Genomic DNA, 16,403 nt, shown 5'->3' on the forward strand with positions numbered 1-16,403 from the left:
CTCCATGGACAATTTCAACCGACGCAATTTCCTGAAAACCGCCGCCTTCGCGGGCGCCGCCCTTGCCGCACCGGCCTTCGTTCGCACGGCTGCCGCCCGCACGACGACGATCACCATTGCCTCGCTGCTTGGTGACGACAAGCCGGAGACCAAGATCTGGGTGAAGATCGGCGAACTGGTCGAGGCCAGGCTGCCGGGGCAGTTCAAGTTCAACATCGTCAAGAACGGCGCGCTCGGCGGCGAAAAGGAAGTGGCGGAGGGCGTTCGCCTCGGTTCCATCCAGGCCAGCCTTTCAACCGTCTCGTCGCTCTCAGGCTGGGCGCCGGAACTGCAGATCCTTGATCTGCCTTTCCTGTTCCGCGACGCCGATCATGTGCGCCGTACCGTCAGCGGTGATGTCGGCGCCGACCTGAAGGGCAAGCTGCAGGCGCAGAATTTCGTTGTCGGCGATTTCATCAATTACGGCGCCCGTCATCTGCTGACCAAGGAGCCGGTGACGCGTCCCGAACAGCTCAAGGGCAAGCGCATCCGCGTCATCCAGAGCCCGTTGCATACCAGGCTCTGGGCCGCTTTCGGCACGACGCCGATCGGCATCCCGATTACCGAGACCTACAATTCTCTGGCAACCGGTGTCGCCGACGCCATGGACCTCACCAAATCCGCCTATGCCGGCTTCAAGCTCTATGAGGTCGTACCCTACATGACCGAGACCGGCCACATCTGGGCATCGGGCATCATCTACTATTCCTCGACCTTCTGGGCTGGCCTGAACGACGAGCAGAAGGCCGTCTTCCAGCAAGCCTCCACGGAAGGGGCTGCCTATTTCAATCAGTTGATCGTCGATGACGAGGCGGCGTCGGTCGAAGTCTCGTTGAAGAACGGCGGCAAGTTGCTGAAGCCGGAAGCCTTCGACGAATGGCAGAAGGGCGCCCAGGATGTCTGGGACGATTTTGCGCCTGTTGTAGGCGGCCTCGACCGCATCAAGGCCGTCCAGTCGGCCTGATGACGCCCGGACTGCAAGGCTGGTCCGTCAGCCAGCCTTGCCCACTCCTTGAGGGGACGCCGATCCTGTCGAATTCACGCCGCTTCCTCTTCCAGTATTTTCACCGGTCGGTCCCACTGGATGAGAACCACGCAGCCGGTATCACTCCAGACCGAATGTTCGGTGCCGGGCGCATTGACGATGTAGCTGCCGCGGCCATAGTCGCCGGCTTCGTCGGACTGGACGCCATCAAGCACGAGGATGGTCTCCAGCCCTTCATGGCGATGGCGGGGAACGCTGGCGCCGGCCTCGTATTTCAGAAGCGCGACGCCCGGCTGATCGCCGTCGAAAGGACGAATCCAGTGGATCGTCACCTCGTCGCGGAAGGGGCCGAATTCCAGCGCCTTCCAGCCGCCTGACGTGAGCAGTTCGCGGGTCGTTTCAGGCATGGGCGATGCTCTCCAGGATATCGTCGACATGGGCCGTCCAGCCGACGATCGCGCCTTGCGCGCGGATCATGGCGATGGCGGCGGCCTTGAATTCGGGGAAATAGCTTTCCGTCGCCTCCTCGGCGAGCAGGCATTCGTAACCGCGATCGTTGGCTTCGCGCATGGTCGTCTGCACGCAGACTTCGGTCGTCACGCCGGCGAAGACAAGTTGTCTTATGCCCTTCTCCTGCAGCACGTCGCCAAGTTCGGTGGCGTAGAAGGCGCCCTTGCCGGGCTTTTCGATCACCACTTCGCCCTTGAGCGGGGCAAGCTCGGGCAGGATCGCCGTACCGGGCTCGCCCGCGATCAGAATCCGCCCCATCGGCCCTTCGTCGCCGATGCGCAGGGTCGGGTTGCCGCGGTCGCGTTTTGCCGGCGGCAGGTCGGAGAGATCGGGCCTGTGACATTCCATCGTGTGGATGACCGGCAGGCCGGCATTGCGGAAACCCTGGATGAGCCGTTTGACATCCGGCACGATCCTCAAGATGCGGCTGACATCATTGCCGAGGCTGGCGCCGAAGCCGCCGGGCTCGGCGAAATCTCGCTGCATGTCGATGACGATAAGGGCGAGCCGGTCGTGCTTTGCCGGAAAGGCGAAAGGCTGTGCCTTGATCTCGGCCATCAGTGATGCCCCGCCATATGCGCGCCGATGACGCCGATATCGGCAGACCGCGCCGGCGTCTCGTAGACCAGTCTGCCTTCGGAAATGACCATGATGCGGTCGGACATTTCGAGCAGTTCATCGAGGTCTTCCGACAAGAGCAGCACGGCCGTACCGGAATTGCGGGCCTTCATGATGCGGGCGCGGATCTCGGCGACGGCCGAGAAATCAAGACCGAAACAGGGATTGGAGACGATCAGCAGGTCCACCTCGCCGGTCAGTTCGCGGGCCAGCACGGCGCGCTGCACGTTGCCGCCCGAAAGGGCCGCGATCGGCGAGGAAGAGGAGGCCGTTTTCACCTTGAAGTCGGAAATCAGCGCCGTGGCGCGCTTCTTCATCTTGCCTTTGTTCAGCCAGATCGCATCCTTGCCGTCGGCCTTCAGGTCGAAGGTGCGGAAAGCAAGATTCTCGCTGACCGTCATGCGCGGCGCGCAAGCGTTCTGCAGCGGCTCCTCGGGGATGAAACGGACGTTGTTCTTGCGGGTCTCGGGGCGTGTCGCACCATAGGCCTCGCCATTGACGCTGACCCGGCCGGCATCGGTCGGCCGCTGGCCGGCGAGGATTTCCGTCAGTTCTTTCTGGCCGTTTCCGGATATGCCGGCAATGCCGACGATCTCGCCGGAGCGGACCGTGAGATTGTCGATCTCGATCGTCTTCAGGCCGGTGCGATCCGGCGCCTTCACCTGCTCGACCGTGAGAACGGGCTTGGCGCTCTCGGAAATCGGAACACGGGTATCGAGTTCGGCGAGCTTGACGTCGCCGATCATCATCGCCGCCATGTCGGCGGTCGAAAGCTCGCCGACCTTGCCCGTGCCGACGAGCTTGCCACGCCGCAGGATCGAGACGGCATCGGCGAATTTCGTGACCTCGTGGAATTTGTGGGAGATCATCAGCACGGTCAGTTCGCCGCGTTCGGTCATGCCGCGCACGAGGCCGAGCATTTCATCGGCCTCGGCGGGTGTCAGAACCGAAGTCGGCTCGTCCAGCACCAAGAAGGAACGGCCGAGATAGAGCTGCTTGACGATCTCCAATTTCTGTTTCTCGCCGGCGGCAAGCTCGCTGACCGGCCGGTCGAGCGGGATCTTGAAGGGCATGCGTTCCATGAAAGCTGCGAGATCCTTCCGCTCTTTTGCCCAGTTGATGATCGCAGGCACTTCGGCGCGGCTGATGACGAGGTTCTCGGCACCCGTCAGCGAGGGAACCAGCGTGAAATGCTGGTAGACCATGCCGAGCCCATAGGTCGCGGCATCCTTCGGCGAAGCAATTGCCACTTCGCGTCCATCGACGGAAAGCGAGCCCGATGTCGCGTGATAAAAACCCATGATGCATTTGACGAGTGTCGATTTGCCGGCGCCGTTTTCACCGAGCAGCGCATGGAAGCTGCCCGCGGGTATCTTGACCGACACATGGTCGAGGGCCGTGAAGCTGCCGAAGCGCATCGTCATGTCGATCGTGTCGATGCCGACGGCCTTGCCGGCTTGCGGGAGGGGAGTATCGCGGATGGTGCTCATGGCAGCTGACTCACGAGGGTTTGCGAATTGGAGACGGAGCCGAACACGCCCCCCTGCATCTTCACCATCTTGATGGCGGCGAGGTGGTTGCCGTAGTCGGTCGCGCCGCAGCAGTCCTCCAGAAGCAGGCATTCATAGCCGCGGTCGTTCGCTTCGCGCATCGTGGTGGAGACGCAGACGTCGGTGGTGATGCCGGTCAGGATGATGTTCTCGATGCGCTTCTGGTTGAGGATCAGTTCCAGATCGGTGGCACAGAAAGAGCCTTTGCCCGGCTTGTCGATGATCGTCTCGCCTTCGATCGGGTAAAGTTGCGGAATGATGTCCCAGCCCGGTTCTCCGCGCGTGAGGATGCGTCCGCAAGGCCCCGGATCGCCGATGCCGGCGCCGATGCGCTGCGAGCGCCAGCGCTTGTTGGCCGGCAGGTCGGCGAGATCGGGCCGATGGCCCTCGCGGGTGTGGATGATGTGGTAGCCCTTGGCGCGCATGGCGGCCAAGACCTTCTTGATCGGCTCGATCGGTGCCTGGACCAGCGACAGATCGTAACCCATGTGATCGACATAACCGCCCTTGCCGCAGAAATCCGCCTGCATGTCGATGATGATGAGCGCGGTATTGTCGGGCCGCAGGGCACCGTTATAGGGCCAGGCATAGGGATCGGCGTCGATATAGTGTCCTTTGGTTTCGACCATGGCGTCCATCGTCTTTTCTCCTATTCACCCGCGAGTTTGAATGTTTTGCCGTAGCGGCGTGCCGGCTTGTCGAAGCCGCAGGGCGTGCCGTCCGTGACTTTCACCTGATCCTCCCAGGGAAGACGGTATTTGCCGGCGATCAGATCGTGCATGTAGGTATAGGGCGCATCATCAGCGCCGCCGGAAACGGCGACGTAGCCGCGGTGGCCGAACTGGTAGATGTTGTTTTCGACGCCCCAGCCAAGGCGGGCTTCACGCACGAGATCGGGACGCACTTCGGCGGTGATGATCTCGTTGACGCGGCCCGATGTCCCGTGAGCGATGATCGAGCCGTCGAAATTGCAGATCATGCCTTCGCCCATGCTGTCGAACGTGCCGTCCGAGCCGCACATGCAGACGCTTGCCGTGACCATGAGATTGCAGAAGGCGTTCGACTGATTGGTGAAGCGCCACGCTTCGCGGATCGGAGCGGTATAGCCGGCGGTGCGGATCATGATTTCCGCACCCTTATAGGCGCATTCGCGCGCCATCTCCGGGAACATGCCGTCGTGGCAGATGATAAGCGCAAGCTTGGCGCCCTTCGGCCCATCGATGACGGGAATGCCGAAATTGCCGGGTTCCCACGGCTCGACCGGCACCCAGGGATGCATCTTGCGGTAATAGAGCCTCAGCTCGCCCTTGTCGTCGATGACGATACCGGAATTGTAGGGCATGCCCTCCGGGTTAAGCTCCATGATCGAAAAGCAGCCCCAGATCACGTTGTCCCTGCAGGCCTTCTTGAAGGCTGCGACCTCCGGCCCGTCGAGCGTGCACATGATCTCGGGATTGATATCCATCGACAGGCCATGCAGGGCATATTCCGGGAAGACGACCAGATCCATTCCCGGCTGATTGCGCCGTGCCTTGGCGACGAGATCGACAATGACCTGTGTCTGGCGAGCAAGGTCTTCTCTCGTGACGGTGACGGGAAGCTGGAGCTGGACGAGGCCGATGCCGACGCCGTGGTCCGATTTGTTCAATCCGCCGAGGCCGTTCATCGCTTGGCTCCTTTCATGCTTATTTCGTCAGGGAAAGCGCGCCGGGCGCGCCGGCGAGCGAACGGGTGGGCGAGGAGGTCGCGATCATGATGACCAGCGTCAGCACGTAAGGGGCGGCGTAGAAGAGATAGTAGCCCTGTGTGACGCCGACGGATTGCAGCGCCGGGCCAAGTGCGCCGGCGCCGCCGAAGAGCAGGGCGGCGAGGAAACAGCCGATCGGGTTCCAGCGGGCGAAGATCACGAGCGCCACGGCCATCAGCCCCTGGCCGGAGGAAATGCCCTCGTTCCACGAGCCCGGATAATAGAGCGACAGATAGGCGCCGCCGATGGCCGCCAGCGAACCGCCGATGGCGGTTGCCAGCAGTCGCACGCGATCCGGATTGATGCCCATGGCGCGCGCGGCATCGGTGCTGTCGCCGACGACGCGCAGGATGAGGCCTACGCGGGTATTGCTGAAGGCCCACCAGAGAACGAAGGCGAGGGCAGCACCCAGCAGGAAGAGCACGTTGATGTTCAGCGCTGCCTGGATCTGCGGCATGTTCGACCAGAAACCGAGGGGGATGGCCGGCAGATGCGGCGCTGCCGGCTGGATAAAGGGTTTGCCGAGGAAGAAGGCAAGGCCGAGCCCGAACTGCATCATGGCGATGCCGATCGCGATATCGTTGACCTTCGGCCATTTGCAGATCCAGCCGTGGACGAGGCCGAAGACCGCGCCCGTTGCCATGGCCGCGAGCACACCGAGCCAGGGCGAATTGGTCATCACGGCGACGGCATAGGCCGTCATCGCGCCGAAGACCAGTGTCCCTTCAAGCCCGAGATTGATGCGGCCGGAGCGCTCGGTAATCGTCTCGCCGAGGCTGACGAAGATGAAGGGCGTGGAGACGCGGATGGCGCCTGCGAGGATGGCAAGGGGCACGCCCCATATGCCGATGCCGGTCTCTTCCATCAGAGGCTCCTTTTCCAGAGGTCGGGATTGAAGATCTTGAAGCGGCCGTAGAAGGTCTCGCAGAAGAGGATGACGATGAAGAGCGTGCCCTGCAGCACGAGCACGGTGGCATCCGGCAGACCCATGCGGCGCTGGATAAGGCCGCCAGAAGCATCGATGCCGCCGAGCAGGATCGCGACCGGAATGATCGCCAGCGGATTGTGCCGGGCAAGGAAGGCGACGAGGATGCCGGTATAGCCATAACCGGCGGCAAGCGAGGCATTGGCGCTGCCTTGCACGGCCGCGACCTCGATCATGCCGGCGAGGCCCGCAAAACTTCCGGCGATTGCGGTGAAGCCGGCAATCAGTTTGCCGACCGGCAGGCCCTGGATCTGGGCGGCACGTACGTTGCCGCCGGCGATGCGCGCGGCGAATCCGTAACTCGTCACCTCGATCAGGATCCAGGAGAGGATGCAGGCGACGATGCCGATGACGAGACCCCAGTGCACGTCCATGCCGGGAATGTTGCCGAGCATATAGTCTGCCGGCAGCGGCTTGGTCGAAGGCTTGTTGAGACTGGCGGGATCGCGCAGCGGTCCTTCGACAAACTGGTTCATCAGCGCGATCGCGATATAGGAGAGCAGCAGCGAGGAGATCGTCTCGTTGACGCCGCGATAGTGGCGCAGGAAACCGGCAAGGCCGATCCAGATGCCGCCGACCGCCATCGCCGCGACAGCCATGAGAATAAGGGTCGGGAGAACGGGTGCCGTGCCGGCAAGCGGCATGGCCATCGCCGCGGCGGCAACGCCGCCCAGCACGACCGCTCCTTCACCGCCGATGATAACGAGGCCGAGGCGGGCGGGCAGGGCGACGCAGAGTGCCGTCAGGAGAAGGGGTGCGGCACGACTTAAACAGTTCTGCACCGAAAACCAGCTGCCGAAGCCGCCGGTGTACATAAGCTGGAACAGCATCGCCGGCGACTTGCCGATCGCCAGGATGAAGAGAGAGAAGAGCCCAAGACCGATCAGGATGGCCGCAAGGCCGATCACCACAGGTTCGGCATGTCGCGCGATCCATTCGAGGATGGGGCGCAGCGATGCAGGTTGTTCGGAAGCGACTGATATTGCGGGATCATTGGCCTGAACAGTCATGGCGCTTCTCCCTCTGCGGTCTACGCCGTCGATCCGACGACGCCCTCGACGAGATAATTCATGCTTTCGAGCTCGATCGCGTCTTCGGCGTAGCTCTTGTCGGCGGTCACGACCGTATTGCCCTTGTTATCCTTGAGCGGCCCCTTGAAGACGGAGAAGCCGCCTTTCATCATCTCGGCATGGGTCCCCTCGAAGGCCTTGCGGCCTGCCTCGGAGACACCGGGGCCAAGGGCGCTCATCTTGACGAACCCGTCCTTCAGGCCGCCGCGCACAAAATTGCCGAGTTTCTCGCCGGCCTGCGCCTTCTTGACGAAATCGCTATAGACATTGCCCCAGGCCCATTCGGCGCCGGTGAGATATTTTTCAGGCGCAAGCGGGCTCTGATTGGCGTGATAGCCGCAGACGAAGGCGCCGCGGCCGGCGGCGGTTTCCACGACGACCTTCGGGCTGTCGACATGGCAGGTGATGACGTCGGCGCCCTGATCAACCAGCGCGTTCGTGGCTTCGGCCTCCTTGACGGCAAGCGACCATTCGCCGGTGAAAATCACCTGGCAGGTAATGGTCGGATCGACCGAGCGCGCACCGAGCAGGAAGGCGTTGATGTTCTGCAGAACCTGCGGGATCGGCTTGGCGGCCACGAAGCCGAGCTTCTTGCTCTTCGTTGCATGGCCGGCGGCAATACCGTTCAGATACTGGCCCTGGAAAATATAACCGAAATAGGAGCCGGTATTGGCCGGGTTCTTGCCTTCCTGCCAGAGGCCGCCGCAATGGCGGAACTGGATATCCGGATATTTGGCGGCCATGGCCAGCATATGCGGATCGAAGTAACCGAAGGATGTCGGGAAAAGCAGGGTCGCGCCATCGAGGTTGATCATCGATTCCATCGTCTTCTGGACATCGACCGTCTCCGGCACATTCTCTTCCTCGACGACGGTGATGCCCGGCAACGCCTTGACGACGGCAGCGCCTTCGGCGTGCGACTGGTTGTAACCGTAGTCATCCTTGGGACCGACATAGATGAAGCCGACAGTCAGGGCAGTTTGCGCAAACGCGGGCGCGGAGAGAAGGCCGGGGGCGGCGCCGACCAGCGCGGTGGCGGCGGATGCCTGGAGAAAATGGCGGCGGTTCATGGAAAGGAGTTTGGTCATCGGAATGCTCCCCTTGCGGCGGTTTTGCCGGTTCAATTGGCTACGGAAAAGTGTATGCAATGGCCGTGCCAAATTTTATTGCGTTGAATTTATTGGATATATTCTGATGGCTTCGGGGCGCGATAAAAAGTGTATGCAATTTTTAGCCACGCAAGATCAAAAACTATGCAGGGTCTATAAAATCAGCTGATTTCCACGCCAGATGTCTTTGTCTGCTGTGTTGTTGTAAGCAATTTCAGTTTTTATATAATTAAAACAACTGTTTACTGCGGTGTTTGACTTTGCGGTGCCAACGATGCATGTGTATGCATTCAAATTCACGGACAGAATCACTCCTTGAAGCAGGTCAGGCGCAGAGAGATTGTCAGGGCAGGAACGACCGTCGAGCAGATGGTGCGGGCGATTGCCGATATGATCGTGACCGGGCAGATGTTGCCGGGCGACAGGCTTGACGAGATCTCTCTGGCGGCCCGTTTCGACGTGTCGCGCACGCCGGTGCGCGAGGCGCTTCGCGAACTCGGCGCAATGGGGCTGGTCGACCGGGAGCCCAACCGCAGCGCCGTCGTCACTACCGTGACCGAGACCTATCTGCACTCGATGTTCGAGGCGATGGCGGAGCTCGAAGGTGTTTGCGCGCGTCTGTCCGCCGAGCGGATGACGGTTGACGAACGGCGTATCCTGGAAATCGAACATCGTGCTTCCGCGCGCCTCGTGCATCAGGGTGCGGAAGAGGACTACGCCGTTCACAACACCGAGTTCCACACGCGGCTTTATCGCGGTGCGCATAACGAGCATATCTATGAGCTGGTCACGCAGAGCCGGGCTCGGCTGGCGCCGTTCCGCCGGGCGCAGTTCCGTCTGCCGGGGCGGCTTGCGAAATCCTATGACGAGCACGACATGATCGTTACTGCGATCATGCGTGCAGATGGTGCAGCCGCCGCAAAGGCTGCCTATTCGCATGTGGAAATTGTCAGCGATGCCAGCGTTGTCTTTGCCTCGGCAAGAGAGAAGTAGCTGCCACGGACACATTGGCTGCACAAGGCGACAATCATGCGCTGCAACGCTTGGAATTGGCGGCGAGTCGGACCCTGGCGGCCAAAATCCCGATTGCGGGATTGCGCCTGAATTGACAGCATCCGGCCGGGCTGTGACCGGCAATTGAAGGGGCAGCGACAGTGTCGATCTGGATTGGGCGAATTCTGTCAGAGGTGGTCGTTGTCCTGCTTCTTGCCGATGCGGCCACAGACCTTTTTGCGCCTGACTTCATAAGGGCGGAAATGGACGCAACCGGTTTTCCCGTCAATCTCGCCCCGGCGCTCGGCATTATCATCGCGATCTGCGCGATCCTCTATGCCGTTCCGAAGACGGCCTTTCTCGGCGCCATATTGGTAACGGGTTTTCTCGGCGGCGCTATCTGCACGCATTTCCGCCTGGGCGAGTTCTTTACGCCGCCCCAGATCATCTGCCTGCTTCTCGGCATTGCCGCATGGGGTGGCTTCTATCTGCGCGACCCGAGATTGCGCCAGTTGATGCCGTTGAACATGGTCTGAGCGCCTGGTGATCTCGTCCGGGGTATGGAACGGCTGCCATCGTGGCCGCTCTTGTCTGGGATAGGCACAGGCAAGCGCTACGCCGCCAGGGCGACCATAGCGCTTGCCTGCTGCGATCTATTCAGAAGAAAACCGGCGGCCGAGTTCTTCAGACCCTCAGCCACCGGCAAGACCCCGTCTGTCGGATAATCCAATCTCGTCAGGTAAAAAGCTCGCCCTCGGATGAGGGCGAGCCAAAACCATCTACAGGAGTGGAATTCTGTATCGATGGGTGAGGCCGATCCGGCAGGGAACCGGATCGACCTCTTTCTTCTGAATTGGAGGTCACCAAACCAGAAGCTCGTGGTGAAAAACCCCGAGATGCGATCCCGGGGCTTTCAATATTCAGCTTAGAACGAGCGCTGCAGACGGAAGTAACCCGTCGTGGAGTCGTCGCCATCTTCCGGATCCAGGTACTGGACGGAAGCCTTGGCGTAGAAGTTGTCGACGATCTGGTAGTCAACCGTCAGACCAGCCTTCCAGGCATCGCCGGTACCCTCGAAGTCGTTGGGAACGGTGTCGAACGCGCTGGCGCCGCCGATGTAGTTGCCGTAGTACTGAACGCCGGGGGTGATCTTCAGCTTGTCCGTTGCCTTGATGGCGTATTCGGCAGCAACTGCCCATTCAGCCGTCGAGTAGTAGGAGTTCGGGCCGCTGGAGTAGACAACTGCGAGGCCGAGCGTGCCCGGGCCGAGTTCAGCCGTACCCATAGCGCGGATAGCGCCGTCTTCGTTGTCGAAGTCCCAGCCGCCGGTGATCTGGTAGCTGAAGGCGCCAGCCGTGCCGCCGATGCCGAAGGCAACGCCGACGTTGTTCGGGCCGTCGTCCGGGATCAGGTCGCCGTCGGCATCGAACGTATCGCCCTGGTAAACACCGTCTTCCAGTTCGTCGACGCTGAGGCCAGCGTAGAAGGAACCGGTTTCGTACTGATAACGGATGGAGTTATGCAGCGTTACGACGGAACCGATGTCATCCGTTTCGCCGGAGAGACCATCGTCCCACCAGGAGTAGAAGAGACCAGCGCGGAAGCCCGCGACGTCGAGGTAAGCCGAGTCGAGGATCGTTTCCTGGTCCGTTGCGTTGTCGGCATTGGCCTGGAGAACGATAACGCCGGTGAGCGGGCCGTATTCGGTGTCGCTCTTGGCAGTGAACTGAACCTGACCGCGGGTTTTAGCATCCCAGTCGGAGTCGCCGCTCTGGCCCGGGCCAACGTCAACCTGGAAACGGATGTAACCTTCGATCTTCAGGCAGGTTTCCGTGCCCGGGATATAGAAGTAGCCGGTACCGTAGGCGTCGCAGACGCGAACGTATTCAACCGGTTCCGGCTCGGCAGCGACGATAGCGTCTGCTGCGAATGCCGGTGCAGCGATGAGGGCAGCTGCAGAACCAAGCAACATCATACGAATGTTCATGGAAAGCCAATCTCCTAAGTTCGAGTGCGTTCCACGAAAGAACGTCCCCTCTGATAAAACCCGATCAATTCGGTAAGACCTAAAATAACCGAAAGGGGGGAGGGCTCAACAATGAATGCTCCCATTTTGTAGAGAATTCTAACTAAACCGTGGTGTGTGTGACAGAAGTACAACAGTCGTCAGACGGGTATTAACAAGTGGTAAAAAAGGAATTGCGAAATATCGCTATATTAGCGTGACTTAGCCGAAATCAACCGCCCGCGGACGGGCACATGGCCTGCCGCTCGATGTGGAAATATATCGAAGGCCTATCGTCGTGCGGGTATGTATTTACACATCCGGATGGCAAAGCAGCCGCAAAATGCGGCCCGCAGACAGGAGATAGACGGCAGGCACGGCCGAGGCTCGACCGTGCTGCGAACCGCTCTTAGCCATGATTCGACAGTAGTCGAGAGGGGGCTCGCAACTGCGCGGCGGCTCCAGGGACGCTTGTGCCCCTTATCCCAGCCCTGCGCGTCGTGCCTCCGGATCGGGGATCGGAACGGCGGCCATCAGGGCCTTTGTGTACTCCTCTTGCGGATGCTCGAAGATCTGGCGGCGGGTTCCCGTTTCGATGATCCTGCCGCCGCGCATGACCGCGACCTTATGCGACATGCGTTCGACGACCGCCATGTCATGTGAGATGAAGAGATAGGAAAGCCCCATGCTTTCCTGCAGTTCCAGCATCAGGTCGAGCACGCGGGCGCGTACGGATACATCGAGCGCGGCGACACTTTCGTCGGCGACGATCAGCTTCGGCTCGAGCGCCAGGGCACGCGCAATACAGATGCGCTGGCGCTGGCCGCCGGAGAATTCATGCGGATAGCGCGTGGCTGCGTCAGCGGTCAGGCCGACACGGCGCAGGAGGTCGGCCACCCTGTCCTGCCGCTCGGATCTGCCGGCAATGCCGTGGATGACCAATGGCTCGGCAATCGCCGCGCCGACCGCCATGCGCGGATCGAGCGAGGCATAGGGATCCTGAAAGATCATCTGTGCCGTGCGGCGTATCGGCTGCATCTCGCTGTGGCTCAGGCCGGCGATGTTGCGGCCATCGATGAGCACGTCGCCGGTAAAGGGAATAAGGCCAAGCACGGCCTTGCCGGTCGTCGATTTTCCCGATCCGCTCTCGCCGACGAGACCAAGTGTTTCGCCCGGCAGGATATCGAAGGAGACGTCGCTGACGGCCGCGGCCGGCGCCTTGCCCTTGAAGAGAAAACGCGCAGCGCCGCCATAGGTGACGTTGAGGTTGCGGACATTGAGGACCGGGATCCGGTCGGGATGAAGTGTTTCGACGCTGCGCGGCGTGATGCGCGGCGGACCGTCCGTGCCGGCAAAGGCGCCCAGGCGCGGTACGGCCGAGAGCAACTGTTGCGTATAGGTCTGACGCGGTGCGCGGAAAATGCCGATGGCAGGACCTTCTTCGACGATGCCGCCATTCTGCATGATGATGACGCGGTCGGCCATTTCGGCGACGACGCCCATGTCATGGGTGATCAGGATGATCGACGTGCCGAATTCCGACTTCAGTTCCCGCATCAGCTTGAGGATCTGTGCCTGCACCGTCACGTCGAGCGCGGTCGTCGGCTCGTCGGCGATCAGCACCTTGGGACGGCATGAGAGCGCCATGGCGATCATCACGCGCTGGCGCATGCCGCCGGAGAGTTCATGCGGATATTGCTTGAGGCGTCTTGCCGGATCGGTGATCTGCACGGCATCGAGCATCTGCAGCGCGATCGCCTCGGCATTTTCGCTGCCCTGATGCTCGCGGATCGCCTCCGTCAGCTGCGCCCCGATCGACATGACCGGGTTGAGCGATGTCATCGGCTCCTGGAAGACCATGGCGATATCGCCGCCGCGCACGCTGTGCATGGCCCGGTCGGAAAGCTTCAGCAGGTCACGTTCGCCGAGCATGATGCTGCCGGAGGCGACCGTAAGCGAGGCCTTCGGCAACAGGCCCATGATCGACAGCGACGTTACCGACTTGCCGGACCCGGATTCCCCGGCGAGGCAAAGCGTTTCGCCGCTGGCGAGATCAAAGCCGATATCCTTCAGAACCGGTTTGCGTCCGTCAGGTGTTCTCGCATCGACATTGAGATTGCGAACGCTGAGGATAGGCGCGGCGGGCTTGGCTTCCATCACGCGAATACGATCCTCGGGAAGTAGAAGGAGACGACCCAGTTCGGCATGTCGACGATTTCGCTGATGCGCAGATCGCCGCAGACCGAGCAGAGCAGATAGGCATCGACGGCGCTCATGCCGTGCTCGGCCGTCAGCAGATCGATCATGCGCATGACGCTTTCGCGTGCGCCGGTCATCAGGTCGGGACCGATGCCGGTGGTGACTTCGTAGCCGGCACCATCGAGATGGCGGCTGACGGGCTCGGTGGTGGTGAAGCGTGGCGTCTGCAGGCGCGCATCCTTGACGAGTTCGATCGTCGCCTCGACATTCATCTGGCTTTCGATCGCCGTGCCGCAGACTTCGCCGTCACCCTGGGCGGCATGCGTGTCGCCGATGGAGAAGAGCGCGCCCTCGACCTCGATCGGCAGATAGAGCGTGACACCGGCAGTCAGGTCGCGAATATCCATGTTGCCGCCGACGCGGCGCGGCGGCACGACGGAATGCGTGCCCGGCTCGGCCGGGGCAACGCCGATCGTGCCGGCGAAGGGCTTCAGCGGCACGCGGCCGCCGGGACCGTAGAGGGCCGGCGTCATGCTGCTGGCGTCATAGGACCACACATGCAGCGCCGGTTCCTTGAACTGGTCGGCAAGCAGGCCGAAGCCCGGAATGTTGGCGGTCCAGCCGGTGCCCGAGGGGATGAACTTGCGCAGCGTCACCTTCAGCGCGTCACCGGGCTTGGCGCCCTCCACATAGATCGGGCCGGAGACCGGGTTGATCTTGCCGAAATCCAGATTGTTCAGCGTCTCCAGCGTCGCATCGGCGCCGAGCTGACCGCAGGAAGAATCCAGGCATTCGAAATGGATCGTTTCGCCCGGCTTGGCGACGACAGCGGGTGCGAAATCCTTGTTCCAGCCGAAATTATGCTGGGCGCGGTGAATCGTGTGGGTGCAGGCAATGCACATGGGTGTCTCCCTCGATTTTGTGGAGCCTTCCCGACACGGCCGGGAAGGCATTGTCCGCTTGAGGCCTATTGCTTCACGTAGATCGCGTCGTAATTGATGACGCGGGTCGGATCGATATAGATGTTGTCAGCGCCGCCCATGCGCAGCGACTTGGCGACGACGCGGCGCTCGTTGATGACCGGAACCCATGGCGCGTCGGCCATGATGTCGGTGAAGATCTTGCCCCAGGCCGCCGTGCGCTCGGCCGACTTTGCCGGATCGGACATGGAGTCGGCGGCCACCGCACGCTTGTCGAGATCGGCATTGCAGTACCAAGACCAGTTCCAGCCGCCCTGAACGGCGCCGGCGCAGCCGAGGATCGGGCCGTAGAAGTTGGACGGATCCGGGAAGTCGGCGATCCAGGCCATGCCGCCCGACCAGATCATCGGCGCTTCGCCTTCCGTGCCGCCGGCTGAAATCACGTTGGCCTGCGCGAGAGCGCGCACTTCGGCCTTGATGCCGATGGCTGCGAGATCCTGCTGGATCGCCTGGGCGATACGCGGCTGCGGATCGGTATTGGTCGAGTAGAGGACCGTTTCGAAGCCGTCCGGGAAGCCTGCTTCCGCCAGCAGCGCCTTCGCCTTGGCGACGTCGTAGCTGTAGCCGGTGAAGGACTTGTCGTAACCCGGCATCAGTGGCGGCAGCGGCTGGTTGGCGGGCGTTGCGCGGCCGTTCAGGATGCGGGTGATGCGCTCCTTGTTGATCGCCATGTTGACGGCCTGGCGCACCTTGACGTTGTCGAAGGGCTTTACCTTGGTGTTCAGCGTGATGTAGCCCGTATGCAGCTGCTCGCCATCGACGATCATCTGTGCGCCGTCGGCGGAGTTCTTGATTTCCAGGAACTTGGCCGGCGGAATGCCGTCGCCGGCAATATCGACCTCACCCTTCTGCAGGCGCAGCAGGGCGACCAGCGGCTCCTGGCCGACTTCGACCTTGAAGCTGTCGAGATAGGGCACGCCCTTGACGAAATAATCCTTGTTGCGCTCGAAAACGAGCTGCTGGCCGATCGTCCAGTCCTTCAGGATGAAGGTGCCCGAACCGACAGGCTTCTTGCCGAAATCGCCGCCGGCGGCTTCGACGGCTTCCTTCGGCAAGACCGAAGCGAAGTTGATGGCCAGCACATGCAGGAAGGTCGCGTCGGGACGCGACAGGTGGAAGATGACGGTGCTGTCATCGGGCGTCTCGATGCCCGAAAGCGTCTCGGTCTTGCCGCCGGTCTCATCCTCGAAGCCCTGGATGGCACCGAAGAAACCGGCACCCGGCCCCTGTGTCTTCGGGTTGACGGCGCGTTCGATCGAATATTTCACGTCGGACGCGACGACTTCGCGGCCGTTGGAGAATTTCACGCCCTTGTGCAGCTTGAACGTATAGGTGAGGCCATCGGGCGACACGGTGAAGCTTTCGGCCAGCGACGGCACCGGGTTCGGCGTGCCCGGCGCATAGTCCATCAGGCGTGAATAGAGGCTCTTGATCATCGACCAGTTGACCCAGTCGTAACCGATGGCCGGGTCGAGCGTGGTGATGTCGTCCTTATAGGTGACGACGATGTCGCCACCCTGCTTGGGCGTTTCCTGTGCGGTGGCGGCGAGGGGGGCGAGCGCCACCATCGTTGCCATGGTTGTGTGTCGAAGCCAGCGTTTGAACATTCGGGT

The 16,403-nt window shown here is 61.7% G+C and carries 15 protein-coding genes; 3 read left to right on the forward strand and 12 right to left on the reverse strand.

Annotated elements, in window-relative coordinates; translation table 11 throughout:
* Positions 1-4 precede the first annotated feature (4 nt).
* Entirely contained in the window at positions 5-1,003 is a 999-nt protein-coding gene (locus tag ACU8HS_RS26870) for a TRAP transporter substrate-binding protein (protein WP_447016081.1), read from the forward strand.
* A 74-nt stretch (positions 1,004-1,077) separates the two neighbouring features.
* On the opposite strand, the gene ACU8HS_RS26875 is transcribed toward ACU8HS_RS26870, so the two are convergent.
* From ACU8HS_RS26875 to ACU8HS_RS26910, 8 genes are read right to left on the reverse strand one after another with little or no spacing between them, the layout of a single operon-like run.
* Complete coding sequence (locus ACU8HS_RS26875; RefSeq protein ID WP_112572375.1) at positions 1,078-1,431, reverse strand: cupin domain-containing protein; 354 nt, start codon at positions 1,429-1,431, stop codon at positions 1,078-1,080.
* A complete protein-coding gene (locus ACU8HS_RS26880) occupies positions 1,424-2,092 on the reverse strand; it encodes a cysteine hydrolase (protein ID WP_112572372.1) in 669 nt (222 codons plus the stop codon). The genes ACU8HS_RS26875 and ACU8HS_RS26880 overlap by 8 nt, the downstream gene beginning before the upstream one ends.
* A complete protein-coding gene (locus ACU8HS_RS26885; RefSeq protein WP_112572370.1) occupies positions 2,092-3,642 on the reverse strand; it encodes an ABC transporter ATP-binding protein in 1,551 nt (516 codons plus the stop codon). The genes ACU8HS_RS26880 and ACU8HS_RS26885 overlap by 1 nt, the downstream gene beginning before the upstream one ends.
* A complete protein-coding gene (biuH, locus tag ACU8HS_RS26890) occupies positions 3,639-4,340 on the reverse strand; it encodes a biuret amidohydrolase (protein ID WP_112572368.1) in 702 nt (233 codons plus the stop codon). Before biuH ends, ACU8HS_RS26885 begins: the two co-directional genes overlap by 4 nt.
* A gap of 11 nt (positions 4,341-4,351) precedes the next feature.
* Positions 4,352-5,368 carry a formamidase gene (locus ACU8HS_RS26895; RefSeq protein WP_112572366.1) on the reverse strand — a complete coding sequence of 339 codons (1,017 nt, stop codon included), beginning with the start codon at positions 5,366-5,368 and terminating at the stop codon, positions 4,352-4,354.
* 19 nt (positions 5,369-5,387) lie between these two features.
* Positions 5,388-6,314, reverse strand: coding sequence for an ABC transporter permease (locus tag ACU8HS_RS26900; protein ID WP_112572364.1), 927 nt, complete (start codon positions 6,312-6,314; stop codon positions 5,388-5,390).
* Positions 6,314-7,444, reverse strand: a complete 1,131-nt coding sequence (locus ACU8HS_RS26905) for an ABC transporter permease (RefSeq protein WP_447016082.1) — start codon at positions 7,442-7,444, stop codon at positions 6,314-6,316. The genes ACU8HS_RS26900 and ACU8HS_RS26905 overlap by 1 nt, the downstream gene beginning before the upstream one ends.
* Positions 7,445-7,464: 20 nt before the next feature.
* On the reverse strand, positions 7,465-8,592 hold the full coding sequence (locus ACU8HS_RS26910) for a BMP family ABC transporter substrate-binding protein (RefSeq protein ID WP_447016083.1): 1,128 nt from the start codon (positions 8,590-8,592) through the stop codon (positions 7,465-7,467).
* A 390-nt stretch (positions 8,593-8,982) separates the two neighbouring features.
* Between ACU8HS_RS26910 and ACU8HS_RS26915 the strand changes: the two genes are divergently transcribed.
* Together ACU8HS_RS26915 and ACU8HS_RS26920 are read left to right on the forward strand one after the other, a co-directional pair.
* Positions 8,983-9,606 (forward strand): GntR family transcriptional regulator, encoded by a 624-nt coding sequence (locus ACU8HS_RS26915; protein WP_447016472.1) that lies wholly within the window; start codon positions 8,983-8,985, stop codon positions 9,604-9,606.
* A gap of 161 nt (positions 9,607-9,767) precedes the next feature.
* A complete protein-coding gene (locus ACU8HS_RS26920) occupies positions 9,768-10,142 on the forward strand; it encodes a DoxX family protein (RefSeq protein ID WP_447016084.1) in 375 nt (124 codons plus the stop codon).
* 389 nt (positions 10,143-10,531) lie between these two features.
* Here ACU8HS_RS26920 and ACU8HS_RS26925 read toward each other — a convergent pair whose 3' ends face one another.
* The 4 genes from ACU8HS_RS26925 to ACU8HS_RS26940 form a co-directional block, all read right to left on the reverse strand.
* The gene (locus tag ACU8HS_RS26925; RefSeq protein ID WP_447016085.1) at positions 10,532-11,593 is read right to left on the reverse strand and encodes a porin; all 1,062 of its coding nucleotides are present in this window, start codon (positions 11,591-11,593) and stop codon (positions 10,532-10,534) included.
* 498 nt (positions 11,594-12,091) lie between these two features.
* Positions 12,092-13,771: an ABC transporter ATP-binding protein gene (locus tag ACU8HS_RS26930; RefSeq protein WP_447016086.1), complete on the reverse strand. Its 1,680-nt coding sequence runs from the start codon at positions 13,769-13,771 to the stop codon at positions 12,092-12,094.
* The gene (locus tag ACU8HS_RS26935) at positions 13,768-14,712 is read right to left on the reverse strand and encodes an acetamidase/formamidase family protein (protein ID WP_447016087.1); all 945 of its coding nucleotides are present in this window, start codon (positions 14,710-14,712) and stop codon (positions 13,768-13,770) included. Before ACU8HS_RS26935 ends, ACU8HS_RS26930 begins: the two co-directional genes overlap by 4 nt.
* A 65-nt stretch (positions 14,713-14,777) precedes the next feature.
* Positions 14,778-16,397 carry an ABC transporter substrate-binding protein gene (locus ACU8HS_RS26940; RefSeq protein WP_447016088.1) on the reverse strand — a complete coding sequence of 540 codons (1,620 nt, stop codon included), beginning with the start codon at positions 16,395-16,397 and terminating at the stop codon, positions 14,778-14,780.
* Between the last annotated feature and the right edge of the window lie 6 nt (positions 16,398-16,403).

Source organism: Rhizobium sp. KDH_Rht_773_N (genome assembly GCF_052946295.1).